Raw genomic sequence first — 24,999 nt, 5'->3', positions numbered from 1 at the left:
CTTTAGTAGGCTGATAGCTTTATTAGCCATTGTAGGCTTTATCATTAGAATACAGTTGATTCTATTCTCTTAAAATATGCTATTCTAACTACGAGAGTATAGGATATTAAAAATATCAAATAAAATTGCAAGAGGACTTTCTTACCATTTCGGGCCCCTATTTTTCTTCACTTTCGGAATCACAATCTGTCTTTTCGCTTCTTCTTTTTTCTCCTTCGGCACTCTCGGATCACCAAATGACTCCTTATATTCAACGTCATCTTTATTCTCTTTCCACAAATACGGATATGCAAAAGTTCCGATGCCATACCACTTAACTTTAGCCTTTGTCATATAGCCATTTTCCACCAAAATCTTATCCTGAACACGCATTTCGTACTTTCCATATTTAACGAAACTGTCGGGCTGTTCTTTGGAGACAAAGACTTTTTCCTGTTTATCATCCGTAAAAACATAAGCCGATACTACTTGTCCGTTCGAACTTTTCATGTTTTCGAGATAGATAAATCCACCCTCTTTCAATATTTTCCACTGTTCAGTAGTTAGCTCGACCCCTCCAATCTTTGTGTTTTTCGGAGTGGCTTCGGCTTCTTTTCTTGCTTTATATTCAGCCTCTTTTTGGGCTTTCAGTTCTGCTTCCTGTTTCGCTTTTTGCTCTGCTTGTTGTTGCAGAAGTTCTTCCCGACCTCGTTTTCTTGCCTCCAAAACATTCTTATCAAATTCCTTTCGCAGATTTCCAAAGCTAAATTTTCGATCAATCTCCGAGCCTTTGAAACAGACATTATCGTATTTGAACGATACACCCTCGATCTCATTTATGCCCATTCCAATCCCCTGATTTTCAGTTGTCCTTTTATGTTTATAGATAAGCTCAATACCCAAATCTTGAAGGGCAAATCGTAGAGCAGCCGGATTCTTACAAGTCGGTAAAACTGATTTTATCGCATCGTAAATATAATACTTTACCCTATCGGGATTATCTAATTTCTCTCGTTTTACATTTTCTCTTCCCTTACCGTAAGTCAGATTATACTTATCCTTTAGTTTCTTACAGACCTTGATATTCCGTTTATAATCCTGATTAACAGAGATCAACTTCAGGTTATTATCGATTCGATTATATACAATATGCAGGTGCTCATTATCGGTATTGTGATGCCGGACTATAATATATTGCGTATTCTTGATTCCCATTTCTTGCATATATCCTTTGGCTAATTGGAGCATAAAACCGTTGGTCATTCTTGCTCTATCTTCGGGAGCAAAGGATATCGGAATATGCCCGACAGGCTGTTTTATCTCCTTTCTGCCGGAGCGTTGCATAGCAAAACTGCGGATCATACTTTTGGTACTATCCGCAAATACACCTTCGACTTCGAGTAATTCCGCTGTGTCATTTATCACATAATTGACACAGCCCTTGAACGATTTCCCTTTAATATTTTTAGCGATCATCTACTAATTCTTTAATCTTACCTGCCAGTATAACCAAGTCTAAACCTACTTGCAGAAACTCATTTCTGTTCACTCGCTTAGCTACTTGGTTCAGGTTATTTGCCATACCAGCCAGCTTCCGCATCAGGTCGAGTTCCTCCAACGTAAAGCGAGATTTGATACCTCCATTAATAGTCATCTCCCGAGCATATTGTGTCGGTTTTATTCCCAATATATCTGATTTTCCTTTCACGGAATTATATTCTTTTTGGGTCAATTTCAGATTGATTGAGACTGTCAATTTGTTTTCTCCTTTAGACGGTCTTCCCTTTTTCTTCCTATTCTCCATAACCATTATATTTGAGGTTATGAACTTCCCTGTACCTCAAAGTACAGGACAGTCCGACAGTTTTGCGACCATCGGGAGAGAAACGAAAGGGCTGTAAAGTGACCTTAAAATAGGCGACCAACGTGAGCGTATTTTCAAGCGGAGGATAAATTCAAGGAACGCCGGATTTATGTTTCGCGTGGTCACTGCCTCGCAGAGCAAGGTTTTTTCGGTAGTAATTCAAAAAGTCTCGGAGAGCTTTTTGGGTTACCCGAAAGATTACCTTGCTCCTTTGACAACGAGAAAAAAATAAAGAGGCGATGGTCTCTTTGTTTTTTGAATCGGTGGCAACATTTTCACTCCGAAGGGAGTGTATTATCGGATACTTCCGATGTTGCAATACTGTCAATGTATTGCCTATTGCTCTTCAAGGGTAGCCGGAGCAAATAAATGGTAGAAAGTGGATTAAATTTCTCATATCGTTGTATAAATTAGATGTATCCGACATGGATACTTTGGCAAATATAAAACGTATATTTGATAGTTATATCACTGACAATATGATGTGTATAGCTTTGCTTGGGGATGCTTTTATTTGCCATGTTGCCTGACAAAAAAGAGTCACTCTTGTTGCTCCTATTGGTAATATTACTATCTTTAGTACATGTATAATGGAGAGCAAGACATAGATTATGATAGCAATGTTCCCGAAGTATTTCGGGTTGTACAGCAGAGTCTCAATGACTTTGTGGCAATCAACTATGAAACAGCACTTGGCTTGGTCTCACAGCCACAACTCACAGAGGCAGAGATACTCCATTATAAAAGCAAAGTGCTGGATATCATCCGCAACAATCCTCCTTTGGCGAGCTTACCCAAATATCTTCGTAATGGCAGAGAGGATTATCTCTGGTATAGTGACTTTTATGATGAGACAAGCAAAGATGTTTATCATCGGTATCGCACGTTTGTCAAACCAATAGCTACGATAACTCCAAGCAACTATACTACAGAGTTAAGTAAAATTGATTTGCCCTATTTCCAAGAATTGGTAGACCTCGTAAGTTTGGAATGCTTGTGCATCAAATATGAGAAGCTTCTTCCAAAGCCTAAAGTAGAGGCTATTCAAGAAAAGACACCTATACAGGAAACTACTATTGCCAAAGAGACCAAAGCAATTGTTAAGCCTAAATCTACCAAGCGTTCTTACCAACCCAAACTTAGCAAAAAACAATATCTATTATTAGCCGATTGCATAGAAGCTCTCAAATTGTTTCGCTCAAAAATAAAAATATCTGAACTGAAGAAACTTCTTTCGGGGAAACTCCCCGAACCGCTACAGGTAACCAACCAAAAGACATTGGTCTATCTCCTTGACCAACTAAGTGAGCACAAATACATCAAAGATAAATGGGTATCGGTTGGCGATGGCAATAAAGACTTTATATCTTTTCGTACAGAGGGTAACAAAGAGCGGTATGGTGATAATAAACACTATATCGGTATGCAACAACTACTCAACTGCCGTAACCGTAACAAACGGGAACAGATATTTGGGCTTGAAAATATAGATACCCTGATAGATGAGCTAAACAAATCTAACCTCGAATAGTTAAAAAACATTATCAGGCTATATTTCCTATAAATATTTACGCTTCTCCCCAAACTTACACTATCTGCTTATATAGAGAACATTAACATAAAACAGTCGATTGACCACTATTCCCAAATTACTCCTTTCTGAGTATAGACTCTAATTGAATCATTCTTATAATCAATGCCATACAAACATAACCTGTTAGGTAATGCTGTTATGCTCACAGCGCAGAGCCCCGGAATGTGCTATACTTGCACCTGAGTTCGGAAACAGCGATATACAAAGTTGTATACTGCTTATTCTTTCGGAAAATGTAGAATCATGGGCAAGACCAATCGTATCAGAGATGTTTGAGTTATTTGATTATTCTAAACAAACAAGCCTAATACAGATATAAGTATTATCAGGAATAGTTATAACATTTAAAACAAATAACTTATGAGTGAAGATATTGAAAAAGATAAAACAGTAGATGAGAAACCAAATATATCCGATATGTTTGGCAATAGCACATGAATGCCAAATTCCACCAAGGCAAAACCCTCTCGTAAAAAAGACGAGGAAGAATATACCAACCGATTTTTGACAACACGAAAGATCAAGGATTATACTCCGGTCTATATAGATGTTCGGATGAAAGAGAAACTCCAGATGCTTGTTGCCTCGCTGCAACATATTGTACCCGAGATCACTCCGACTATGCTGTTATCGAATATTCTTGCGGATCACTTGTTGCAAAACAAAGAGTTGATAACTCGTGCTGCTAATGAAGGGTTAAAACGTTCTTTGGCAAGTACATTTAATAATGATAAAGAGTAAAACGAAAAAATAACAACTAAATAGAATCATTATGGAGATTGTTTGTATCGATTTACATACATGGGAACTGTTAAAACGACAGATTAGTAGATTAACCTCTGATATGGCTGCATTAAGAGCCGTCTATTGTTCCAATCCCAGAGACGGATGAATGGATTCGGCAGATGTCTGCCGTGCTTTGGGAATCTCGAAACGTACTTTGCAGACTTGGCGGAATAATGGTAAGATACCATTTGCAATGTTAGGTGGTAAGGTCTATTACAAGGAAGAGGATACTCATTGCCTACTCCAAACAGAAATTAAACCAGCCAAAAAGTAACTTATGGATAAATTTATCAATTACGAGTCTGAAGAGTTCAAGGAACTTTTGGAGCAGATAGAGCAATCCATTGAAGATGTGCAGGATGTTAGAGACAAGCATCGCCCAACATTGGCAGACGAACGGTATCTGAGTGGAGAGGAAGTAATGGAGTATCTCCATATCTCACCTCGAACGCTTCAAACTCTGCGAGATAAGCGAATGATCTGTTATACAACGATTGGTGGGAAAATACTTTATCCCGAGAAAGAACTTCAAGAGGTATTGCATAATAACTACCAATCGCCAGAATTGCCCTTTTGATATGCAGATTCTAAGGAGAGGGAGTTGAGTTGCCACTTACGCATAAAATGAAAACAAGCATTCTTGATGTTAATCAGGGATGCTTGTTTTAGTTTGAAGATATGCGTCATCGTCGGGTCAGTCATTTTCGTTGCAGGATATTTCTATACACTTCGAGCAAGGAAACAAGCAAGCCTCGGGGCGAAAATACTATCCCAGAGGATGGAGATTTTCGTTTTCGACCCGTAGGGCTTCGGGCTTGACTTGTTTGCCTTGTAAGAAGTGACCTTCTCCTGCAACAAAAGGGCTGAGCTGACCATCATTGTTCTTATTCTATTCCACCTTAGCCCATTTGGGGATGATATAAGTTGATGGATTAACGGGGTTATTTTCTCTCTTTTTTCGGGGCAACATTTCTTTTTGCTTTTTAGTGATTCGTTTGATGTTTCTGAAATCGGATTGAGGTCGATCTGTTTCCAATTTATACTTATCCCCGATTTTATCTGTCAATACCGCCATATCTTTACTTATCTTGTCGTTGGTGATTTTGGCATAAATTTGAGTCGTAGTTATGCAGCTGTGCCCAAGCATCTGAGAGACTGTTTCGATGGGTACACCTTGCGAGAGGCACACTGTTGTAGCCATTGTATGGCGCCCCATATGTGACGTAACTCGCTTATTTACACCGCATAATTTGGCTATACGTTGAAGGCAACGATTCATATTATCGCTGTGGCTTGGTACAGGAAATACAAAATTATTTTTAGCTACAAGGCGATATTGTTCAATGAGTTGTTTGGCTATTGGCAATAATTTGACATAGAACGTAGCGTTAGTTTTCTTGCGTTTAGCTATCAGCCACAATTCGCCATCGAAAGAGGTTTGAATATCATCAAAGGTCAATTTCTTGACATCTGCGTAAGCCAAACCCGTAAATGACTGAAAGACGAAAATATCTCGAATCTGACGTTGCTTGTATCTTCTGAGTTCCACAGTCATAAACCTTCGAAGTTCATCTTCGGTCAAATAACCTCTATCCCGAGTCTGGGCTTTGAATCGAAAGCTGGCAAAAGGATTGACATGGATATAGCCCTTGCGTTGAGCAATCAACATGATTTGTTTCAGCTTGGTTACAGCAGTAAGCAAAGTACTGCCTGCCAGCTTGCGTTCTTCCAACAAATAGGCATAATAGTCCTCAATAAATTGAGGCTCTATTTCCTTGATTGGAATATCGGAAAGATTATATCTGTCCCGAAGAAACATCTCTACTCTCCTGCGATTGATAATCAGCTGTTCGTAAGAGCCTTCGGTGCGATCTTTGCCTACACGTTTAGCATAGCTTTCGTAGAACTCATCAGCAATGGAAAAGAATGTTCGGAACTCATCACCGAAACCCAAATATGCGTTTTTAACTTTTTCAGCAGAAACAAAATTATCCTTGTCACAGATACTTTGGTATTGCTTGCCGATTTGGGTTTTGATGTTGTCTAGCTTCTGATTGATTTTCTGTGCTTCAAGACTTTTGCCTGATGCTCGGTTTGCTTTGGTATCCCAAAGCTCGGGCTTGATGTTTAGCTTACAGCTAAACTGTGAGATGGTACTGTTTACAGTGATTCTTCCCATCACAGGGGCTTTACCATCTTTTAAATTGTTCTTTTTAAGATAGAACAAAACCTTAAATGTACTTCTTGCCATAACTCTAATTTTTTAATTACAAATTTAGTTTACTTAGAGTTATCCAGTGCTATGCAAAATTACGCAAACTATTGAATAAGTGACGAATAAACTCCAATTCAACAAAGTTACTCAGGTAACGATTTGGTAACTGAACTCACCGCCAACTTTGCTTTTTTGTGCATTTATTCTCTTTTGGTCAAAAGAACCGTTTTGCTTAATCCGCTGATTAAGTTTTAATTACCGTCATTTGCTCTCCCTTTTCTAAATGACTGCTGTTTCCTTCAAATATCCATTCATCTTTTGATTACTCAATATTGGCAATAGTTTCTCCCGATTGACGACCTGCGGGTGGTCGGCGTATCTTTCCAAAATTGCCGAAGCAATCGGCAGTATCGGTATATTGGACCTGGTGTCGGTTTTGGTACGGTTAATAAAGATCCAACGTTCACCATCGACACCAATGCCAATATATAGAAAAAACTTTATTATTTGAAAACCGTAAATGAAAACATGACTTAAAAGAAATCAGTAATGGAATATTCTATTTGGTGAAAACTGGCTGTCAATGGCGTATGTTACCAAGAGATTTCTTCTGTATCAGGATTGATTTCTTCGCTGAAAAATTTTCCTGTGGGTTTGTTGTTATCAATCAAAGCGTATTTCACTATTCTTTTTCCTGCATCTTCAACTTTGCCTGTTCCGATGTGATTACCAAAATCAGTATTGGTGTAGCCGGGACAAACTGCATTTACTTTGAATGCTGTTTCTCGTAGTTCGTAAGCTAAATGGATTGTGAACATATTCAATGCCGTTTTTGAAGAGTTGTACGCGACGGCCTTTACATCATAAAATTGGTATGCGGGATCGCTATGCAATGTCAAAGAGCCTAAACTTGAACTAACGTTTACAATGCGTGGTTCATCAGATTTTTTCAGCAAATCAAGAAAAGTGTGGGTAACCCTTATTACGCCATAAACATTTGTTTCATATACTTCCCTGAAAGTTTCGATCGCTACTTCTGTTGCCGATTGCGGAAAATTTCCTAAAATTCCTGCGTTGTTTATCAGTATGTCTAATTTACCTTGTTCTTTTTCAATGATGCTTTTCGCACTCGAAATTGTTTCTGAATTGGTAACATCCAATACAATTGCTTTTACATTTTGAAAACCTTTGTTATTTAATTCTTCTACGGCTTTATTCCCTTTTTCAAGGTCACGACTTCCGATATAAACAAATAATCCGTTTTGCAAAAGCAGTTTGGCTGTCTCAAAGCCAATGCCTTTATTGGCTCCTGTAATTAATGCTGTCTTCATTTTTTATTGATTTGAATTTTAACGTTGCAAAGTTGCATCAACAAAAAATGAAATCTTTTCACATTTGTGAAAAAGTGATTAGCGAATAGTTTTTCTCACTCTGCTTAATGATTGTTGTTTCATACCCAAATATGACGCAACATAAGACAAAGGAATTCGATTGACAATGTTCGGATATTGTTCCAGAAAAGACAAATACCGTTCAGTTGCATCTTCTGAAATTAACGGGCTTCTTCTTTCGAGTTTTTTCGATTTGTGTTTTATGATTACTTTTTGAATGATGTCATTTAGACCAGCAATAGATTTCGATAATTCATTCCAATCTTTTTTGGAAAAAGCAATAAATGAACAATCGGTAATTGCCTGTAAATTTGCAATCGGAACGACACTTTTATCAGGATTATCCCAGTCCGAAAGCCAATGCTTTTCTTCAACAAAGTAATTTGTAGTTTCTTCTCCCTTATCATTGTAATAATAAACACGAAGAATTCCGTTGGTTAGAAAACCAACATATTTCGATTTTTTCCCCACTTCCCAAAAACACTCTCCTTTGTGAAGTTCTAAATCTATTGCTTTACTTAGAATCAGGTCAGTTTGTTGTGTACTTAGATTTCCAAATTGCAATAAAAATTTAATAAATTGGTTCATCTTAACAAAGATAAAATAGTTGTTTCTGAGATATTTGTCGTTCTGATAAAAAGTTCAATGACCATCATTTAAATTCTCGCCCGAACATTAAGGGATTATGATAGTTAACAACTTTTCGCAGAATTGAAAAGCATTTTTCTGCTTTGCAGTTCAGAATTTCATCTGCACATTGGAATATCAAATTAGCCGTTGTCCTTTTTTAATTTATTCAAAGTATTCTCAATCATTTCATGACGGGTTTTAACTTTTTTGGCAGAGGCATCTAAAGTATAGCCTTCGTCCAAGAGTTCTTTTATAAGTAAGATTTTTTTGATATTCTTGTAGTCGTACCGTCTGTTCTTACCTTCTTCTTCGGTCAGACTTACTATAATTCCTTTCTCTTCCCAGTAGCGTATTTGACGTACGGGAATACCTGTTATCTGTGCTACTTCACCTATGCCTACAACGAGTTTATTCAAGAATTCAAAATCAAACAGTAGTTCCTTATCTTTATTTGTATCGTCCATTTTTTTGTACTTTATCTACATTTTATGTTGCAAATATATAATTAATATATTTACTTTACAACTTGTAGTTTATCTACAATAAATATATTTTATATTCATAAAAAGAAGAAAATAAACATTTTCAAAATGAAATTATTAGTAAACAAGAACGCTGTCATCACCGGAGGAAGTGATGGAATTGGATTGGGAATAGCAAAGTCTTTTGCTGAAAACGGGGCCAATCTTATCTTAGTTGGACGTGAATTAGAAAAGCTCGAACAGGTTAAGGCTGAGCTTTCGAAGTATGAAACTCAAATCCATGTTATTTCTGAAGACTTATCAGATACGGATAGAATTGCAGATTTGTCCAGAAAAGTTTTAAGCATTTTTCCCTTTATTGATGTTTTGGTTAATAATGCCGGGATCGGAAAGTTTTGTCCTTTTTCTGAAACGGATGTTGCATTGTTTGATTTACACCTCAACCTCAATGTAAAAACACCTTATCTTTTAACGCAGCAACTGTTGCCTTCCCTCATTGAAAATAAAGGGAATATTATCAATATTTCATCGTATTTCGCTCACAGAATGTTGTCGGGACGTGATTCTACGGCGTATTCCATCACCAAAGGAGCTATAAATTCCTTTACAAAATCTTTAGCTTTTGAAATCGGGCATTTAGGCGTGAGGGTAAACGCAATTGCACCGGGTAGCATCATTACTCCCCAGTTCAAAAGAAACCTGGCGAATATGACCGATGACAACCAAGCGGCATTTCACGAAATGGTAAAAAACATCTATCCTTTAGGAAAAATTGGAAGTCCGGAAAGCATTGGTAAAGCCTCAGTATTTTTAGCATCTGATCAGGCAGATTGGATAACCGGAACTATACTTGCTGTTGATGGAGGGTTGACGACGAATTAGTCTTATGAATAAAGTTTTTAGAGTTACATTGCGGTTTGTGGTTTTGATAGCCACTCCGCTTTGTTTAGTAAACAGTCTGGCTTTTAGTTTCGGTTTTGAAAACTTTTTCAATCTTTGACGAGTTTTCAAATAGGGTTACCGCTAATGCTTTTGTTAATAAAAAAGCCAATGCAAACAGCTTTTGCGGCAAAAAAAGTACAACGGAAAACGGCTTTGCGAAGGAGCGGAAATAGAATTACTAATGTTGAATTATGCACTTAACCCGCTCTTTTGCAAAACAACGTTAAGCAAAATGGAGCGGATTAAGAACGATCCGAATTTGCAACATTTGGTGCAACGGGGCTAATAAATATAATTCAACTATCCTAACACGATAGGTAGCAAAAATTTATATCCTACATCAATAAGGTAAAACGTATTTAATGTTTAGAAACATTATTGCTTAAATTTACGGTATCTTATTATTAATATGATGACAAAATCGAAAGTCTATATTCCTTGGTTTGATAAAATCAGCGACTTCTACGATACCTTCCGCATCGGAAAGGCAGAGAATGATTTTTTTACGACTATGAGGCTGGAAGACCAGCCCAAGGGAAAGGAGTTGTTCATGCCACTCTTTCGTGGGAATTTTTTCCGACTTGTCATTTGCAAAACAGCAGGCGTTCGGCTTCTATTGCCTAGCGAAACCGTCAGTACGGGTTCAAATTGTATTTACTTTACCTTTCCAGGAAAAATCGAAAGTTGGCAACGTGTGGAAACTTTACATGGCTATCTCGTTTGTTTTACACCTGAATTTGCGGGAATAGATCCGCTGAAACCAAATTTTGAAAAAGATTTTCCATTCTTTATTAATGGCGCAAACCCAGTTTTGCGACTGTCTCAGGATGGTATGGATACCATAGCGGATACGGCCGAAACATTGCTTAGCGAAATGAAATCGGGTCATACAGATAGTTTTGAAATGATACAATCTTTATTAAAGGTGTTGCTGATTAAAATCAGACGCCTGTATGATCAAGATAAAAACGCTAAAACCAATTTTCAGTTAAAACAGGCATCCCTTATGATCAGATTCAGGAAAGTGTTGGATACTTATTCAATCGATGCCCCAAACAAAAGAAAAGAACGAAAGCCAACTGTAAAAAATATTGCAAATGAATTGCACCTTACGCCCAGTCATTTTAACTTTCTTGTCAAGAAATATACCGGGCACACTGCTTTGTACCACATCCATGAACAGGTATTGCTGGAGGCAAAAAGCTTGTTGACACATACTGATCTACAGGTGTATGAAATAGCTGACCTGTTGCAATTCAATGAAACAGCTTATTTCAACCGATTCTTTAAAAAAATGACTAGTATGACCCCCACAGCTTACCGCAATGATGCGCTTCAACTCATGCGAAGGCCGCTCGATACCCAAAATCGATAAAAAGTCCAATCAATACCTGAATAGGTATAAGCCGTATTCTTTTCACCTTCCCGAAATTTGTGACATTATGAACAAATTAAATAAGGACGGCGGAATGGCCGTACAACTATCTATGTGGCCAGTCTATATCGTATCACTGGCGACTTTCATTATGATGTTCCAGGCATTCATGGTAGCACCCTTGCTGCCAACGCTTTCCGAGCAATTCGGTACTACTGTCCGGCACGTCAGTTTTATCGAACCTGCCTACCTGCTCGGGTATGGGTTGTTCACATTGGTATACGCACCACTTAGCGACCGCATCGGGCGGTTTCGGATTGTTGCTTTTTGCCTCGTTATGTTTTCCCTGTTGACGCTGTTGACAGCTTTTGTTAACGGTATTAACCAGATGATTTTACTAAGATTATTGACAGGCATCGGTGCTGCCGGTATTGCCCCTACAACCATTAGTTGGATCGGTGATACGTATCCTTACGAAAAGCGGGGTCACGCCCTTGGTATTTTTTTCGGCAACGTGGCAGGTGGTACGGCGTTGGGAGCCAGCACCGGGTCATTAGTTACTTCTGTGATAGGCTGGCAGTGGCTATTTGTAGGAGTTGCCATTATCGGGTTGGTGATTTTTGCCCTGATATGGATGCAGCAGAAGAAAATCTTCGGAGAAAGGGAGGCTGTGGCAAAAACCGGGGATAATATTTTTGTGTCTTTCCGTAGTATCCTGTCGACCGGACGGGCGAGGCGTACCTATTTTTATGTAATGCTCAACAGTATGTTCCATAGTGGCATTTTCGCTTGGCTCGGTTATTTCTTCTACAGTAACTACGGGTTGAACCAACTTCATATCGGACTTGCCTTATTAGGTTATGGTATTCCGGGGCTATTGTTTGGGCCATTGTTAGGTAGGCTCGCCGACCGCTACGGACGAAACAAGATCATACCTATAGGCCTATCCCTGGGCGCAATCACCGTGCTGCTGTTAAGCCAAAATTTCAGTCTTGCCGCTTCCTGTATTTTGGTAGCATTGCTGTCTTTTGGGTTTGACTTGTCCCATCCTTTGTTTGCTGCTATTGCCTCCACATTCAGTTCCAAAAAAGGCGCTGCTACAGGGCTTCTCGCTTTTTTCCTTTACTCAGGCTATGGCCTCGGAAGCCTGGTATTGAGCCTGATTGTCAATATCGGTCTGGACAGGGCATTCCTGCTATTTGGGGTTGGTATGTTGGTGGCGGCGGTTTGTTCGATATTTGTTTTCGGGAAAGAAAAGTGATATAACTTTCTTCGTTCAAAAACCTTTGATGATGCCTAAGATATACGCATTCTATTTATTTATTCCAGCATATAAATATGACTACAGCATAATGGATAAATTTTATAAAGAACCGTATAAAAATAAAAAACACATATTTAAAAGTAAGCCGCATCAACTTAGGCGGAAACGTATTTGGATGGGCACTTTGAACGAACATCAATCATTTGAAATATTGGATGCAAATATTACAACGCAAACTCTGATTCATGAAAAACAAAGTCAAGAATTGTCCTATTTGGAAAATGAAATACTCAAACACTTGTGTATTAATCAAAATCAGGCTGTTGGAATTAAAGATATATTATATAATTTGTGGAATGATGATAGCTACTATAACAGGAATAGTTTACATGTATTTATATATTAGCTAAGGAAACGGATATCAATGGATATTCGGATTAAAATGTTGAACATAAGAGATATTGGGTATAAATTGATCCTACAATAGTCTATTATTATGAACTTACAATTTAAGAAATACAAAGTATAATCTTAATATAATAGTTGATAAACTCATAAAATAAACAATAGCGATTACCTCGATATAAATATTTTTTTGTATTTTCGTTAAAAAAATAAGTAGCTCTTTTATTATAAGCAAAAAGGAGAGAAAAACAGAAGTTCGCTCGTTTCTAAATCGTTACCTATGAGATGAGAACATCTTATAATAGACTGTATTCCAGACTGTAATAAAATAGATTCTGTCTTGCACAATATGTAGTCAGAGGTATAGAAAGATTAATACTTTCCCCAATCTTCTTTAGATTCTTATTAGCTACATAAGTTACTTTCTTTATCCTTCTGAACTGCTGTTCTGCTGTAGTATGTATAGAATCATCCAGAATAGGAAATATATAGTCATTATTACCATTCTCATATCTCTGTATAATTTCTAAAGCATAAGGTTGTAATAAGAAACTTATTTGCTTTCCAGTCTTGTGCCTTTTATAGACTATTCTGGTTGAAACTATATTACTCCTTTTTAAATGTGCCATATCCACCATATTTATACCACATCCTAAATAACTGAATAGGAACAAGTCTTTACTGAACTGTAATAAAGATTGAGGTCTTTTGCTGATTATCTGTACATCCAGAGATATAATTTTCTGAATATCTTCTTTAAGAATAGACCTCTTTGGCGTAGAATCTTTCAGTTTAGATACATTATATTCATTAAATGGATAATAGTCTTTCTTTACAATGTTATCCTTCACAGCCTTATTATAGACTGCTTTAAGAGTCCTCATTTTTATGCTGATACTATTGTTTTTATTTCCTATGCTTCTCAAATGAGTTTCATATTTATTCAGGAAGGGTACATCTATATCTACAAATTGTAGTTGATTAATTTTTGTAAATCTTTCTAAAGAATTATACAATGCTTGATAATGGGTTGCATTGCCTATTCTATTTTCTTTTGTTAGGTTCTCTATGACTGAATTTAGGTAATCACAAACTGTAATGTTTTTTTGAGGTTTACCTTCGACTGCTTCTATAAGTTGATTCAATGAGTATTCTTTTCCTATAGATTGATATTCTAAGACTTGTTTTTGATATTTGGATAGCTTTTCTGTGATAATGTTTTCCACATATTCTTTATTGGGGCAACTAGATTTTAATTTATCCCTTTTACTATCCCAATATTCTGGACTAAGAGTTATATTTAATCTTACATATTTTCTCTTTTTGTTCTGTGTAAGCCTTATTACAAGAGGACTTTCTCCATTTGATAATACTTTGTAGGTGTACAACATTACATTGATTGAGGTTCTCATTTTGGGTAACATTTTAGGTAACACCAAGTGTTCTCTTTTATGTTACCTAACCTGTTTTATCCTGCCTCTTGCATATTCAAAAATATCTTGTATCTTTGTCCCACAATCAAAAGGAGAGGTGCTCGAGTGGTTGAAGAGGCACGCCTGGAAAGCGTGTATACCCCTAAAGGGTATCGAGAGTTCGAATCTCTTCCTCTCCGCATAGGAAAAATAAAAGGAGTAAAACGGGGTATTACCCTATTTTGGTCCTTTTTCTTTTTAAACAATACTCTTCTGATGAAAAAAATACTATCTATATTATCTCTTCTGCTAAGCACAGCACTGATTATTTATACAGCCTATACAGGAGAGGGTGAGAGTGATGCTTCAACGGGATCATTGACAGGTAAAGTTGTGAGCGTTGCCGATGGAGATACGTTTACCCTGCTGACGAACAATAATGAACGGGTTAAAATTCGCTTATACGCCATAGATGCGCCCGAGCGAGGACAGGATTTCGGAACCAAATCGCGCGAATTCCTGAATGATTTATGTTACGGGAAGATGGTTACTATAGAAAAAAAGGATACAGACCAATATGGCCGTACCCTGGGCATTGCATTTGCGGATGGCGTGAATCTGAATGAAGAAATGGTACGCAACGGTCTGGCGTGGTATTACAGCCATTATGCCAATGATCCGAAACTTGAGGCTTTGGAGCAATTCGCCCGTCGTCAGAGGTTAAATATATGGAGTATGAAAAATCCGGTTCATCCTCACGAATTCAGAAAGAACAAAAAGAATAAAGATAAATAAACATGGAGAGTTTATATATTAAGTGAATTGCTTTGTGATAAAATGATAGAAAAATAAATATATTTATCGCTTCTTTTCTCATCTAAATGTCTTATATTTGTTGAATGTCGCTGTCTTTGTAGTCAAATAGATAGCTGTTAGCCTTGGTTAGTATATTCTCAACATAGAAGTTTAACCCTAAAATACTACAGTATGGCATTCTCTAAGAAACCATGGGCAGAGCCCTACCGCATCAAGGTTGTAGAACCATTGAAAACAACAACACGTGAACATCGTTTAAAAGCAATGAAAGAGGCCGGATGGAATACGTTTCTGCTCCATGCCGATGACGTATATATCGACTTGCTCACCGACAGTGGTACAAATGCTATGAGCGATATGCAATGGTCGCGTATGATGATAGGTGACGAAGCGTATGCGGGTAGCCGCAGCTATTATTACCTGGAAGAAGTTTGCCGGAAATATTACGGATATAAATATATCTTACCTACCCATCAGGGACGGGGAGCCGAAAACCTGTTGAGTAAATGTACCATCACACCCGGACAGTTTGTTGCCGGAAATATGTATTTTACCACTACACGTCAACATCAGGAAATTGCCGGAGGTACATTCGTGGATGTGATCATAGACGAAGCTCACAAAAGCCAGTCCGATCATCCGTTCAAAGGGAATATAGATCTGGATAAGTTCGAAAAACTGATAAATGATAAAGGGGCAAAAAATATAGCGTATATCACAGTAGGCGCTCCCGTAAATATGGCCGGAGGGCAGCCTGTAAGTATGGCCAATATGAAAGCTGTGTCTGAACTTGCACATAAACACGGCATTAAGGTTGTGCTGGATGCAACCCGTAATATTGAAAATGCTTACTTTATCCAGCAGCGTGAAGAGGGATACAAAAATAGAACGGTAGAGGATATTAACCATGAATTTTGTTCGTATAGCGATGCGGCGACAGTAAGTGCCAAGAAAGACCTGTATGTGAATATAGGAGGGCTGGTAATGTGCAATGACCCCGATCTGTTTGATGAACTCCGCAGCCTGATTGTGGTCTACGAAGGTATGCCTACCTATGGTGGATTAGCAGGTCGCGATATGGAAGCAATGGCACAGGGTTTGATAGAAGCCGTTCAGGATGATATGATCGCTTCACGTGTAAGGCAGGTAGAATATTTCGGTAATTTGCTTAAAGATGCGGGGATTCCTATTGTTTTACCAATAGGTGGTCATGGGGTATTTTTGGATGCTAAAAAGTTTTATTCACATATTCCACAGGACCAGTTTCCTGCGCAGAAATTAGCGGCCGATCTATTTGTAGAATCAGGAGTGAGAGGTATGGAACGCGGAATCGTTTCTGCTGGAAGGAATAAGGATACAGGCGACCATTATTATCCTGCGTTGGAACTGGTACGCCTTACTATTCCCCGGCGTGTATATACGCAGGCGCATTTCGACGTGGCAGCATGGAGTATTATAGAAATGTATAAAAACAGGGAGAAAGCAAGAGGCTTGAAAATGGTGTATGAACCGAAATATCTTCGTTTCTTCCAGGCACGTTTCGAAGAACTATGAGACTCAGAAAGGATTTGACGTAATAGTATTTGATTATAACAAACAAAAGGTCTGCGACCTTACTTGTAGATTAGTAGTGAGAGATTAAACAGAAAAAGCGGATGAAATCAATATTCATCCGCTTTTGAATTATATGTAATCACCTGCTTATTTAAAAACCACAACCCTTTCTTCGAGCGGTTGAAATTCTTTTGGTGCAGGTTCGCTGGTAGGAGTGCCGAATGGCATTTGAGCGATCAATTTCCATTTAGCATCGATAGAAAAAGACTTAGCTACTTCTTCATCTATTATAGGGTTGTAATGTTGCAGCGATGCTCCGAATCCCACCTCTTCAAGCATTGTCCAGATGGTGAACTGATGCATAGCCGATGTATGTTGCGACCATACAGGGAAGTTATCGCTATATGAAGGGAATGCCTTTTGCAAGCCTTCTACTACACGTTGGTCTTCATAGAATAGCACTGTGCCGTAACCAGCAGCAAAAGCATTGTCTATTTTTGCTTCTGTCGATGGAAATGCATCGGCAGGAACCATTTTTTTCAATACTTCCTTTACGATATTCCACAGTTTTTTATGATTGTCATTCAGTAAAAGAACTACTCTTGTCGATTGGGAGTTGAATGCTGACGGAACATTTAATACAGCAAAATCGATAATTTCTTTTATTTTTTCATTCGATACAGGGCTTTTGTCACTGATACTGTAATAAGTCCGGCGTCCTTCGATTGCTTTTTTCAGATTTTTCATAATGTGTCTGTTTTTGTGTATTACTATTATAGTTTATTTCACTATTTAACATTGAAGTAAGCGTAAAAGTTTTAATTAAAAGTATAAAAATAATAATAGATATTCTTATATATATTTATATAATTAATGCAAGCCTGTATTAGAATCAGTAATCACGGTAATGAAGTGTTTGTAAATGAAACACTCTATTCTATTAGTCATTTTTCATACAACTGGAAAGATTTCAACTATTAATTAATAATTCGAATCAGTAGTTGAATTTATATATTCTATTTTATCTAACGCGCCTATCGGCTTGTTTTTCATTTTGCCTTGATGCAAAACGAAACAAAAAATCAAGGCTGCATCCCTTTGGCGACCCAAAACCGCAGCTTCGGTGGGGCAAAATAATACGGAATCATCCATAGCCGGATTATCAGTCGTGTATAGCAGCTACCCTATTTTGCCCTACACCTCCGCTTTACGGATTGGGTACCCCGCCTGTGGGACGAGGCCGTTACCGCGATGCGGCGACAGGACAGAGGCTCTTCATGCTTTAGCCCCATGTGCGTCAGCCCTTGCGCATTAGTGACGCAGGCGGGGTACCCAATCCGTTGCAGACGGCGTAGAATCAAACGGGGCGATAGCCCGTGTGTTTGATTCAGCCGGCAAAACGGTTTTGGGTCGCCGAGGAGCGGAGCGCTAGCCTTTTGGTTCGTTTTGGGCAATGCCAAAATGAACGTTTAGGTGGAACGAAGTGGAGCATAAAAAAATAGAACAATATTATACTACAATAATTACTTTAACTACTGATTGGCATTAATATTATATATATCTGATAGAAAAAAAACGGGTAATGAATAACATGTCATTTTTCCTGCTATATTTGCTTAAAACATAATGTATAATTGATATGAAAACGATAGGAAATATTATCTGGGTATTATTTGGCGGTTTTATGATAGCTCTCGAATACTTTATTGCGAGCTTTCTGATGATGATTACAATTATAGGCATCCCATTCGGCATACAGTCTTTCAAGTTGGGGATTCTTGCCCTATGGCCTTTTGGCAGCAAAGTTGTAGATGATGAAAGTTCTATCGGTTGCCTTAGTTTGGTAATGAATATTATCTGGATTATTATCGGAGGGTTCTGGATTGCCCTTACCCATTTGTTTTGGGGAATTATATTCTGTATTACAATAATCGGAATTCCTTTTGGAAAACAACACTTCAAGCTGATTCATCTGGCACTGTTTCCTTTCGGGAAAAAGATAGAATAGGTATCTAAAAGACTTGATCAAAAATCAGTTTACTCTTATTTCGGTCTGAATCCGTCTTGTAAACTTTTCCCCCGTGTGGTAACAGAGCTTATATCCTGATACTTTCCCGGAGCATCGGCCTGTAATACTGTGCACGGAAAAGGACTTTCGAAGCATACAAAGCGTCCGTCAGGTATTTCCGGAGACTTACTTATGTAAATGGTTGCCCCATTATCCAATTTGTAAGGAAGAAATTCATCAGTATATAGAGTGAGTGATTTGAGCAACTCCCTGTAAGGGTATTGTCTTATGAGGATGTCGGATACAGGTCTGCTATTTGTTTTTGGCGTTTTTAAATCAAACATATTGTAAAACTTAATGGAACGGCTTACAGCCCAGTATCCCATAAGAAGGGCAAAGGCGGCAGTAAGTATCGTACCCGTTTTAGGATATATCTTTTCTTCTCTGGTAGAGAATAAAAGATAGCAGATATAGTATATAACAGCAAACAATATCCCTCCTATAAAACGGGGATCAGGGCCTCCCCAATACCATAACCCTATCACTGCTAACAATATGATATACACGAAGTATATGTTCTTATGTAAATACTTCTTCTTTATCAGGGAATAAACGACTACAAGAGGAGAAAGTAGGGTAGGAGCAATGAAAATAAGATTCATACCCCACCGGTATATCCCATCGAAGCTGTTTAATTCAGGATGGACAATTTGCCAGATAACATCATTCAGAGCACGTATTCCGCACGAAAAAATGAAATCTTTTTCTTCTATGGCTACAAAGGCAGGAAGTTTCCAGTCGACAGTAAAAATATCTATTTCGTGAACTGGGAAAATCAGATAGCCCGAAGTAATAACATTCCTGATAAACCAAAGCCCCAGTATTACCGCAGGGATGAAAGCAAGCAATAAAGCTGTCCTGTATTCTTTGTTTCGAACCAACCGGACAAGTATATATAAGGAGATAAGGCCAAGCGGAATTATGGTAAGTTTGAATGTAAATAAGGCTATGGGGATAATAACAAAAAATAATTTCTTGTATCCCGGAGAATCCGGATATAATAGCAGTTTTGCTATCAGGTATAAAGATACTATATTGGGTATGGCATCAGTAGAGGTGGCAGCTAATGAATATCCGAATGTAAAGATATATCCTGTTATTATCAATAACAGTAATATGCGCTTTATCTCATAGCCCGATTGTATGATCTCTTTTATTGTCCAGCATATTACAGCTATCAATACCAGTACCTGCAAACTATACACACCTTCGCCGAATATGGCTCTCAGACTGAAAATAGCTGATAGCAGAAGGTAATTGGAATTGAAACTATACCTGTGTTCTATATTCCCGAGTCCGGGTACGACTGCGAATTCCTCATTCCATCGTATATTCTGTTGATGATAAAGCAAAGAGTCGAATACGCCTACCTGCCAAATGATTGCTATCATCAGGCTGATTATAGGTATAATAAAAATTGCTGATTGTAAGGGGGATAGGTGAGTAAAGCTCGATCTGACTTTCCGGATGATAACCAGAAAATGGTTTTTCCTTATAATCCAATATACAACACATGTTACAAGAAGCGCCAATAATACGTAATGATTGGAAGGCAACCAGAATGAAGTAATGGATAGAGGGATCAGAGTAAAGCACATCCCGAGCAGGAATGTATCTGTAAGTCCATATTGTTCATTTTGTTTGCAAAGTCTGTTGTATAAGGAGACAAGAATGTCTCCCATGGAAAGGAATACTACCGAAATAGCAATCCATGATATGGTTATAGCGAGCATCTTCGACTAAATTTGACTACAAAGATACGAATTTTCTCTCACATATTCTTTATTGCTGATAATCACAGACAAAGAAGAAGGTATAGTCCCCAACAGTTTCACTGTCTACGTTCAGCCATCTGATATTATTTTTGGCCGGAGTAGTTTTGGCTATTCGTTTTCCTGCAGAGTCATAGTCCTCGACCGATAATATTCTGAATCTTTTGTTGGTACACTCATACAGGCAATTGTAGATACAGTAACTGAAATCGTTCCATTTATCGGCTTTCTCTGCTTTTCCCATTTTAGTATATTCTGCTCTGATTTTGTCTACATACAGCTTTTTGCTTTCAGGTGTTATATAGACCCTTTTCTCACGGGCATAGGCTACCGCCCCTTCGTGTTTTATACTGGCTGTATCCGTATATATTTCCACATCTTCGGCTACTGCGATGTTGAACCATCCTTCAGGCTTTGCTTGTACACTACTTGTAGTTGATTTACACCCTGATAGAAGGAGGATAAGGCTTGAGAGGAAAAAGATATGTTTCATATATTCTATTATTGTTTATAGTTAAAAACAAAGATAAGCTATCAAAAGATTATATATAGGTTAAAGTCGTGATATTTTTCAGGAAGTTTATCTATGTATGTAGCTGATAGCCTTTAGCTGTTAGCTTATGGCTCTTTGAAAGATTGATTCGTAAACCTGTAGATTAGCATATTAGCAAATGAGTGAAATAATGTAACCTTTGTAACCTTTTAACAAGTAATAAGTTTTAAGTAATGAGTACAAAGTTGAAAGAACTATATTTATGTTTACCCTAAAGTCTCTTGTGTGATAGCCTAAGCTAACGGCTAATAGCTATCAGCTAAAAGCTGATACATGTGTTACCTTTGTTACTTTTTATTTAAACACAGAGTAAAAGGAGTAACACGGAGTTTTTTATAAACAGGATACCCCGCTCTTCTCAACACGATAAGCTAATTATTAATTTTTCATTCTTAATTATTAATTGTTTTCTCTGTTACTTTTGTTACCTTTTTAGGCGTGTCTAATAAGTTTGTGTTAATCATATTTCTGTTTATCAATTGTTTATCCGTATTTATTGAAAGTCTATATAGATTTTTCAAAAAAAGTTTTCATTTTCTATTGGATATATAAAAATATGCAATATATTTGCAGTGTACTAATAAACTAATACACTAAAATGTATGATAAAGATAAATGACTTAAGCTTCTATTATAATAAGAAACGGCCTGTATTCGAGCATGTTTCTTTTGATATGCAAGGAGGGATATATGGTCTGTTAGGTGAAAATGGGGTGGGTAAAACTACTTTGCTGCATTTAATCAGCGGATTGTGTTTTCCAAAGAATGGTAGTTGTAAAGTTTTTGAGTATGAGTCTGCATACAGGAACCCGGAGATGTTGAAACAGCTTTTCTTCTTGCCGGAGGAGTTTCATGTACAGAATATGCTTATAAAAGATTTTATAAAGTATAATTCTTCATTCTATCCCAATTTCAGTGAGACGCAGTTCGATGTTTATCTGAACGACTTTCATGTGGATAAGGACAGAAAGATGGCAGAATTATCTTTTGGGCAAAAAAAGAAGGTAATGATAGCATTCGCTCTTGCTCTTAATACACCAATTACTTTGCTCGACGAACCTACCAATGGCCTGGATATTCCATCAAAGGCGCAGTTCAGAAAGATCGTAGCTTCGGCTTTTGAGGATAGCAGATGTATCCTGATTTCCACCCATCAGGTACGGGATCTGGAAAGCCTGATAGATCCTATCATTATATTGGACCGTAATCAGATATTGTTGAATAACTCGGTGGAAGAGATTACCCGAAAACTTTTGTTCTCATATACATCAACCAAACCGCAAGAGGCGCTTTATTGCGAGCAGACGATGCAAGGCTATGCGTCGGTACAGGTAAACGAATATAAGGAAGAGAGTACCTTAAATATAGAGACTCTATTCAATACGGTTGTGAGTAATAAGGGGAAGATCAAGGAATTATTTAACTCTAATAAGTGATAGGATGAATGCAATATTTAATATAAATCGTTTTTGGGAACTGGAAAAGCGTAACTTCTTCTTGTCAAGGATGCAGTACTTGTACATTGCAGGCGGACTCGTCGGGCTTTACTTTTTGTCCATGCTTTTGAACGTGTTAACAACCGATAGCAATTTGATTGCATTGATATATTTGATAGCTGGTACAATTATAATTGGCGGACCTTGTTTTTTTGAGAAATCGAGGGGAAGGCATTCGAGTATTTTCGATTTTACATTACCGTCATCAACTTTTGAAAAATTTATAAGTGTCTGGATTAAATATGTGATTGTACTACCAGTAATGATATTCATATTATTGTCACTGTTGAACATTATAACAGGCTTTATTCCGGTCGAAGGAGTACAGGTACATGCTAAAGAAATGGTATTGACAGATAATCTTTATAAGCCAAAAGTTCTGTTTGTGATGCTGTTTTTCCAATCTATATTCATGTGTGGATATTATTATTTCAAAAGGTATTCTTTTGCTAAAACCTCGGTAATCTTATTGATATTGTTTATAATACTCATATTTGGAGCAATATTGATGGTGCATCTATCCATGGAACATGGTAATATGACATTTAACCTGAATAGTGATCAACAGCAAGCTTTTAATATAGGTTATGAAGCAGGACACTCTATGGGGCTCATGGCTTTTACCTCCGATGCTATAATCAGGGCTTGTAGTGTTATTATAGATATTGTGGTACCTATAGGTATGTGGACTGTATCCTTTTTTAAACTGAGAGAAACAGAAATTTAATATTATGGATTTTAAATCAAATAAGCCGATATATCTGCAAATAGTGGACTTCTGTTTTCAGAAAATGCTGACCAATGAATGGGCCGAAGAGGAGCGCGTTCCCTCTGTCAGAGAGTTGGGTACAATATTGCAGGTCAATCCCAATACAGCCATGCGGGCTTTTGAATATATGCAGGCAGAAAATATAATCTATTCAAAACGTGGTATGGGATATTATGTAGCAGAAAATGCCCGTAAACAAATACTGAATCTTCAGAAGAAAGATTTCTTCGAGGAAATGCTTCCTGAAACTTTCAAGACTATGGAATTGCTGGATATCAGTATAGATGAGGTGGTTGATAGGTATAATAAGTCAAAAGGATAGAGATATTATGAAAAAATATGCAAATAAAATTTTAGCAGGTATGATAGCAATCGTTGTAGTATGTATAGTTGTTATAGTATACAAACTTATTGATATACTGACAGCGTCTTTGTGATAGGAAATAATAAGAGGAAGTGATGAGACTCAATACTATAAAATACCCATTCTTAACAGGTAAGAATGGGTATTGATTTTTATTTTTTGTCTTTATTTTCTTCGGTTTGTTTACTTTGCTCTGTCGTCTGGGTGTTGCTTCTTGACGATGGTCTGTTACCGGTGCCATAAGACGGTCGCTCTGTGCCGCCGGATGAAGGTCTGCCACTATTACCGGGTTTATTATCCTCCGACGGTCTAGTTGTAGGCCGACCTGAATTGGAAGTGCTATTTCCTGGCCGGTTTGTATTTGACGGCCTACTGCTTTCCGGTCTGTTCGGTTGTGATGGACGAACGGGCTGAGACGGCCGGTTAGGATAAGTGGTGTAAGGTGGCCGTGGAGCAATTCCGGCAGGGGGGATGTCTTCATACATAAAGTCGTATCGGGATAACCTTCCGTCCCAAAACTCTATCGCATAGGCTTCATTTCTGTAGGTATAATACTCATATACGTCCTGTCGTCCGTCTTGTGTATAAGTGGAAGATAACACTCGTATTGGTTGTCCCATTATTTGGTTTACCTCATTTTGAGTCATCCCTATAGCCAGATTTGAAACATCCGCGAGCCGCATAGTACCACAGGCTGAGAATAGCAGAATTGTAAATATGGTGATGAATATCAACTTTTTCATAACAGTTCCTTTTAGTAGTTTGTTTTCCTATTAGAACATAGAAAGTGGTGAAAGGTTTAATCTGGTTTACATAAATTAAGGGATATACTATTTTCCTTTTCCGAAATATACGACCTGTTTCACAACAGCATTTGTTATACGTATAGACGATATTAGCCGGCCTGTATTTTCTGAGAATACATCCACATTCCACACGTGTGTAGAGCGTCCTTTATGTTGGATTATCCCTTTTGCCCGGACTGTGTCGCCTACATTAGCACTCGATATATGACTTGCGCTTATCTGCATACCAAAGCATCGTTCATCACTTGCACATATGTTATTCGAACCTGCTCCTGCCAACGATTCGGCAAGGGAGATGGTTGCCCCGCCATGCAATATGCCCATAGTTTGAGTCATCTGTTGGGTAACGGGCATAATCGCTTCAAGAGACATTGGATCATCAGATTCTATGAATGTGATGTTCAATGTCTCCAGGAAGGTATTCTTTATTCGCTCTCGTATATTATTTGTATCAAGCTTCAT

At 37.8% G+C, this 24,999-nt stretch carries 26 protein-coding genes and 1 tRNA gene; 14 read left to right on the top strand and 13 right to left on the bottom strand.

Annotated features, from left to right (window positions below):
* Positions 1–141 precede the first annotated feature (141 nt).
* Positions 142–1,455 (bottom strand): relaxase/mobilization nuclease domain-containing protein, encoded by a 1,314-nt coding sequence (locus tag HMPREF9455_RS20790; RefSeq protein WP_006800584.1) that lies wholly within the window; start codon positions 1,453–1,455, stop codon positions 142–144.
* Positions 1,445–1,783 carry a plasmid mobilization protein gene (locus tag HMPREF9455_RS15045; protein WP_044216445.1) on the bottom strand — a complete coding sequence of 113 codons (339 nt, stop codon included), beginning with the start codon at positions 1,781–1,783 and terminating at the stop codon, positions 1,445–1,447. Before HMPREF9455_RS15045 ends, HMPREF9455_RS20790 begins: the two co-directional genes overlap by 11 nt.
* Before the next feature lie 643 nt (positions 1,784–2,426).
* Here HMPREF9455_RS15045 and HMPREF9455_RS15040 point away from each other — a divergent pair.
* From HMPREF9455_RS15040 to HMPREF9455_RS15025, 4 genes are all read left to right on the top strand, one after another.
* Positions 2,427–3,374: a hypothetical protein gene (locus HMPREF9455_RS15040; RefSeq protein ID WP_006800582.1), complete on the top strand. Its 948-nt coding sequence runs from the start codon at positions 2,427–2,429 to the stop codon at positions 3,372–3,374.
* 501 nt (positions 3,375–3,875) lie between these two features.
* Positions 3,876–4,178: a DUF3408 domain-containing protein gene (locus HMPREF9455_RS15030; RefSeq protein ID WP_006800580.1), complete on the top strand. Its 303-nt coding sequence runs from the start codon at positions 3,876–3,878 to the stop codon at positions 4,176–4,178.
* A 151-nt stretch (positions 4,179–4,329) separates the two neighbouring features.
* Positions 4,330–4,497, top strand: coding sequence for a helix-turn-helix domain-containing protein (locus HMPREF9455_RS21125; protein WP_083820975.1), 168 nt, complete (start codon positions 4,330–4,332; stop codon positions 4,495–4,497).
* Between the two features lie 3 nt (positions 4,498–4,500).
* Positions 4,501–4,800, top strand: a complete 300-nt coding sequence (locus tag HMPREF9455_RS15025) for a helix-turn-helix domain-containing protein (RefSeq protein ID WP_006800577.1) — start codon at positions 4,501–4,503, stop codon at positions 4,798–4,800.
* 312 nt (positions 4,801–5,112) lie between these two features.
* Here HMPREF9455_RS15025 and HMPREF9455_RS15020 read toward each other — a convergent pair whose 3' ends face one another.
* The 4 genes from HMPREF9455_RS15020 to HMPREF9455_RS15005 form a co-directional block, all read right to left on the bottom strand.
* Positions 5,113–6,474 (bottom strand): site-specific integrase, encoded by a 1,362-nt coding sequence (locus HMPREF9455_RS15020; RefSeq protein WP_006800576.1) that lies wholly within the window; start codon positions 6,472–6,474, stop codon positions 5,113–5,115.
* 557 nt (positions 6,475–7,031) lie between these two features.
* The gene (locus HMPREF9455_RS15015; protein WP_006800575.1) at positions 7,032–7,769 is read right to left on the bottom strand and encodes an SDR family oxidoreductase; all 738 of its coding nucleotides are present in this window, start codon (positions 7,767–7,769) and stop codon (positions 7,032–7,034) included.
* A gap of 78 nt (positions 7,770–7,847) precedes the next feature.
* Positions 7,848–8,417, bottom strand: a complete 570-nt coding sequence (locus tag HMPREF9455_RS15010; protein WP_006800574.1) for a Crp/Fnr family transcriptional regulator — start codon at positions 8,415–8,417, stop codon at positions 7,848–7,850.
* 182 nt (positions 8,418–8,599) lie between these two features.
* Positions 8,600–8,923 (bottom strand): MerR family transcriptional regulator, encoded by a 324-nt coding sequence (locus tag HMPREF9455_RS15005; RefSeq protein ID WP_006800573.1) that lies wholly within the window; start codon positions 8,921–8,923, stop codon positions 8,600–8,602.
* A 126-nt stretch (positions 8,924–9,049) separates the two neighbouring features.
* On the opposite strand from HMPREF9455_RS15005, the gene HMPREF9455_RS15000 reads away from it, so the two are divergent.
* The 3 genes from HMPREF9455_RS15000 (at position 9,050) to HMPREF9455_RS14990 (ending at position 12,519) form a co-directional block, all read left to right on the top strand.
* On the top strand, positions 9,050–9,823 hold the full coding sequence (locus tag HMPREF9455_RS15000) for an SDR family NAD(P)-dependent oxidoreductase (RefSeq protein WP_006800572.1): 774 nt from the start codon (positions 9,050–9,052) through the stop codon (positions 9,821–9,823).
* Positions 9,824–10,292: 469 nt separating this feature from the next.
* The gene (locus tag HMPREF9455_RS14995; protein ID WP_221408053.1) at positions 10,293–11,258 is read left to right on the top strand and encodes a helix-turn-helix domain-containing protein; all 966 of its coding nucleotides are present in this window, start codon (positions 10,293–10,295) and stop codon (positions 11,256–11,258) included.
* Between the two features lie 67 nt (positions 11,259–11,325).
* The gene (locus HMPREF9455_RS14990; protein WP_148401909.1) at positions 11,326–12,519 is read left to right on the top strand and encodes an MFS transporter; all 1,194 of its coding nucleotides are present in this window, start codon (positions 11,326–11,328) and stop codon (positions 12,517–12,519) included.
* Between the two features lie 704 nt (positions 12,520–13,223).
* On the opposite strand, the gene HMPREF9455_RS14980 is transcribed toward HMPREF9455_RS14990, so the two are convergent.
* Positions 13,224–14,339 (bottom strand): site-specific integrase, encoded by a 1,116-nt coding sequence (locus HMPREF9455_RS14980; protein ID WP_006800568.1) that lies wholly within the window; start codon positions 14,337–14,339, stop codon positions 13,224–13,226.
* Between the two features lie 112 nt (positions 14,340–14,451).
* Between HMPREF9455_RS14980 and HMPREF9455_RS14975 the strand changes: the two genes are divergently transcribed.
* From HMPREF9455_RS14975 to HMPREF9455_RS14965, 3 genes are all read left to right on the top strand, one after another.
* A tRNA-Ser gene (locus HMPREF9455_RS14975) sits at positions 14,452–14,539 on the top strand.
* Between the two features lie 76 nt (positions 14,540–14,615).
* Positions 14,616–15,134 carry a thermonuclease family protein gene (locus HMPREF9455_RS21115; RefSeq protein WP_083820973.1) on the top strand — a complete coding sequence of 173 codons (519 nt, stop codon included), beginning with the start codon at positions 14,616–14,618 and terminating at the stop codon, positions 15,132–15,134.
* Positions 15,135–15,326: 192 nt separating this feature from the next.
* Positions 15,327–16,709 carry a tyrosine phenol-lyase gene (locus tag HMPREF9455_RS14965; protein ID WP_006800567.1) on the top strand — a complete coding sequence of 461 codons (1,383 nt, stop codon included), beginning with the start codon at positions 15,327–15,329 and terminating at the stop codon, positions 16,707–16,709.
* A gap of 147 nt (positions 16,710–16,856) precedes the next feature.
* On the opposite strand, the gene HMPREF9455_RS14960 is transcribed toward HMPREF9455_RS14965, so the two are convergent.
* Both HMPREF9455_RS14960 and HMPREF9455_RS21415 read right to left on the bottom strand, forming a co-directional pair.
* Entirely contained in the window at positions 16,857–17,456 is a 600-nt protein-coding gene (locus HMPREF9455_RS14960; protein ID WP_006800566.1) for a nitroreductase family protein, read from the bottom strand.
* Between the two features lie 234 nt (positions 17,457–17,690).
* Complete coding sequence (locus HMPREF9455_RS21415) at positions 17,691–17,861, bottom strand: hypothetical protein (protein WP_157256606.1); 171 nt, start codon at positions 17,859–17,861, stop codon at positions 17,691–17,693.
* A 487-nt stretch (positions 17,862–18,348) separates the two neighbouring features.
* Between HMPREF9455_RS21415 and HMPREF9455_RS14955 the strand changes: the two genes are divergently transcribed.
* Positions 18,349–18,717 carry a YccF domain-containing protein gene (locus HMPREF9455_RS14955; protein WP_006800564.1) on the top strand — a complete coding sequence of 123 codons (369 nt, stop codon included), beginning with the start codon at positions 18,349–18,351 and terminating at the stop codon, positions 18,715–18,717.
* Between the two features lie 35 nt (positions 18,718–18,752).
* Here the strand turns inward: HMPREF9455_RS14955 and HMPREF9455_RS14950 are convergent, their stop codons facing one another.
* Both HMPREF9455_RS14950 and HMPREF9455_RS14945 read right to left on the bottom strand, forming a co-directional pair.
* Positions 18,753–20,510 carry an LIC_10190 family membrane protein gene (locus HMPREF9455_RS14950; RefSeq protein ID WP_006800563.1) on the bottom strand — a complete coding sequence of 586 codons (1,758 nt, stop codon included), beginning with the start codon at positions 20,508–20,510 and terminating at the stop codon, positions 18,753–18,755.
* Positions 20,511–20,559: 49 nt separating this feature from the next.
* Complete coding sequence (locus tag HMPREF9455_RS14945; RefSeq protein WP_006800562.1) at positions 20,560–21,042, bottom strand: surface-adhesin E family protein; 483 nt, start codon at positions 21,040–21,042, stop codon at positions 20,560–20,562.
* 662 nt (positions 21,043–21,704) lie between these two features.
* Here HMPREF9455_RS14945 and HMPREF9455_RS14940 point away from each other — a divergent pair.
* The 3 genes from HMPREF9455_RS14940 to HMPREF9455_RS14930 are packed head-to-tail and all read left to right on the top strand — an operon-like array spanning position 21,705 to position 23,689.
* The gene (locus tag HMPREF9455_RS14940) at positions 21,705–22,538 is read left to right on the top strand and encodes an ABC transporter ATP-binding protein (RefSeq protein WP_006800561.1); all 834 of its coding nucleotides are present in this window, start codon (positions 21,705–21,707) and stop codon (positions 22,536–22,538) included.
* Positions 22,539–22,542: 4 nt separating this feature from the next.
* On the top strand, positions 22,543–23,325 hold the full coding sequence (locus tag HMPREF9455_RS14935; RefSeq protein ID WP_006800560.1) for a hypothetical protein: 783 nt from the start codon (positions 22,543–22,545) through the stop codon (positions 23,323–23,325).
* 4 nt (positions 23,326–23,329) lie between these two features.
* Positions 23,330–23,689 carry a GntR family transcriptional regulator gene (locus HMPREF9455_RS14930; protein WP_006800559.1) on the top strand — a complete coding sequence of 120 codons (360 nt, stop codon included), beginning with the start codon at positions 23,330–23,332 and terminating at the stop codon, positions 23,687–23,689.
* Between the two features lie 194 nt (positions 23,690–23,883).
* Here HMPREF9455_RS14930 and HMPREF9455_RS14925 read toward each other — a convergent pair whose 3' ends face one another.
* A complete protein-coding gene (locus tag HMPREF9455_RS14925; protein ID WP_006800558.1) occupies positions 23,884–24,474 on the bottom strand; it encodes a hypothetical protein in 591 nt (196 codons plus the stop codon).
* An 87-nt stretch (positions 24,475–24,561) separates the two neighbouring features.
* Positions 24,562–24,999, bottom strand: coding sequence for a PaaI family thioesterase (locus tag HMPREF9455_RS14920; RefSeq protein ID WP_006800557.1), 438 nt, complete (start codon positions 24,997–24,999; stop codon positions 24,562–24,564).

The organism is Dysgonomonas gadei ATCC BAA-286 (assembly GCF_000213555.1).
GTDB classification, from domain to species: Bacteria; Bacteroidota; Bacteroidia; order Bacteroidales; family Dysgonomonadaceae; genus Dysgonomonas; species Dysgonomonas gadei.
The sequence above is the reverse complement of the archived record's forward strand: the minus strand, read 5'-3'. Positions and strand labels throughout refer to the sequence as shown.

What these genes read in the sequence shown, in the direction of transcription:
- HMPREF9455_RS14940 (WP_006800561.1), top strand. Translation starts at nt 21,705, where the DNA reads ATGATAAAGATAAATGACTTAAGCTTCTATTATAATAAGAAACGGCCT.
- HMPREF9455_RS14945 (WP_006800562.1), bottom strand. Translation starts at nt 21,042, where the DNA reads ATGAAACATATCTTTTTCCTCTCAAGCCTTATCCTCCTTCTATCAGGG.
- HMPREF9455_RS14965 (WP_006800567.1), top strand. Translation starts at nt 15,327, where the DNA reads ATGGCATTCTCTAAGAAACCATGGGCAGAGCCCTACCGCATCAAGGTT.
- HMPREF9455_RS15020 (WP_006800576.1), bottom strand. Translation starts at nt 6,474, where the DNA reads ATGGCAAGAAGTACATTTAAGGTTTTGTTCTATCTTAAAAAGAACAAT.
- HMPREF9455_RS14955 (WP_006800564.1), top strand. Translation starts at nt 18,349, where the DNA reads ATGAAAACGATAGGAAATATTATCTGGGTATTATTTGGCGGTTTTATG.
- HMPREF9455_RS15025 (WP_006800577.1), top strand. Translation starts at nt 4,501, where the DNA reads ATGGATAAATTTATCAATTACGAGTCTGAAGAGTTCAAGGAACTTTTG.
- HMPREF9455_RS15000 (WP_006800572.1), top strand. Translation starts at nt 9,050, where the DNA reads ATGAAATTATTAGTAAACAAGAACGCTGTCATCACCGGAGGAAGTGAT.
- HMPREF9455_RS15005 (WP_006800573.1), bottom strand. Translation starts at nt 8,923, where the DNA reads ATGGACGATACAAATAAAGATAAGGAACTACTGTTTGATTTTGAATTC.
- HMPREF9455_RS14930 (WP_006800559.1), top strand. Translation starts at nt 23,330, where the DNA reads ATGGATTTTAAATCAAATAAGCCGATATATCTGCAAATAGTGGACTTC.
- HMPREF9455_RS21115 (WP_083820973.1), top strand. Translation starts at nt 14,616, where the DNA reads ATGAAAAAAATACTATCTATATTATCTCTTCTGCTAAGCACAGCACTG.
- HMPREF9455_RS14935 (WP_006800560.1), top strand. Translation starts at nt 22,543, where the DNA reads ATGAATGCAATATTTAATATAAATCGTTTTTGGGAACTGGAAAAGCGT.
- HMPREF9455_RS15010 (WP_006800574.1), bottom strand. Translation starts at nt 8,417, where the DNA reads ATGAACCAATTTATTAAATTTTTATTGCAATTTGGAAATCTAAGTACA.
- HMPREF9455_RS14950 (WP_006800563.1), bottom strand. Translation starts at nt 20,510, where the DNA reads ATGCTCGCTATAACCATATCATGGATTGCTATTTCGGTAGTATTCCTT.
- HMPREF9455_RS14990 (WP_148401909.1), top strand. Translation starts at nt 11,326, where the DNA reads ATGAACAAATTAAATAAGGACGGCGGAATGGCCGTACAACTATCTATG.
- HMPREF9455_RS15040 (WP_006800582.1), top strand. Translation starts at nt 2,427, where the DNA reads ATGTATAATGGAGAGCAAGACATAGATTATGATAGCAATGTTCCCGAA.
- HMPREF9455_RS21125 (WP_083820975.1), top strand. Translation starts at nt 4,330, where the DNA reads ATGGATTCGGCAGATGTCTGCCGTGCTTTGGGAATCTCGAAACGTACT.
- HMPREF9455_RS20790 (WP_006800584.1), bottom strand. Translation starts at nt 1,455, where the DNA reads ATGATCGCTAAAAATATTAAAGGGAAATCGTTCAAGGGCTGTGTCAAT.
- HMPREF9455_RS15015 (WP_006800575.1), bottom strand. Translation starts at nt 7,769, where the DNA reads ATGAAGACAGCATTAATTACAGGAGCCAATAAAGGCATTGGCTTTGAG.
- HMPREF9455_RS14960 (WP_006800566.1), bottom strand. Translation starts at nt 17,456, where the DNA reads ATGAAAAATCTGAAAAAAGCAATCGAAGGACGCCGGACTTATTACAGT.
- HMPREF9455_RS14980 (WP_006800568.1), bottom strand. Translation starts at nt 14,339, where the DNA reads ATGAGAACCTCAATCAATGTAATGTTGTACACCTACAAAGTATTATCA.
- HMPREF9455_RS21415 (WP_157256606.1), bottom strand. Translation starts at nt 17,861, where the DNA reads ATGGATGATTCCGTATTATTTTGCCCCACCGAAGCTGCGGTTTTGGGT.
- HMPREF9455_RS15045 (WP_044216445.1), bottom strand. Translation starts at nt 1,783, where the DNA reads ATGGAGAATAGGAAGAAAAAGGGAAGACCGTCTAAAGGAGAAAACAAA.
- HMPREF9455_RS14920 (WP_006800557.1), bottom strand. Translation starts at nt 24,999, where the DNA reads ATGAAGCTTGATACAAATAATATACGAGAGCGAATAAAGAATACCTTC.
- HMPREF9455_RS14925 (WP_006800558.1), bottom strand. Translation starts at nt 24,474, where the DNA reads ATGAAAAAGTTGATATTCATCACCATATTTACAATTCTGCTATTCTCA.
- HMPREF9455_RS15030 (WP_006800580.1), top strand. Translation starts at nt 3,876, where the DNA reads ATGCCAAATTCCACCAAGGCAAAACCCTCTCGTAAAAAAGACGAGGAA.
- HMPREF9455_RS14995 (WP_221408053.1), top strand. Translation starts at nt 10,293, where the DNA reads ATGATGACAAAATCGAAAGTCTATATTCCTTGGTTTGATAAAATCAGC.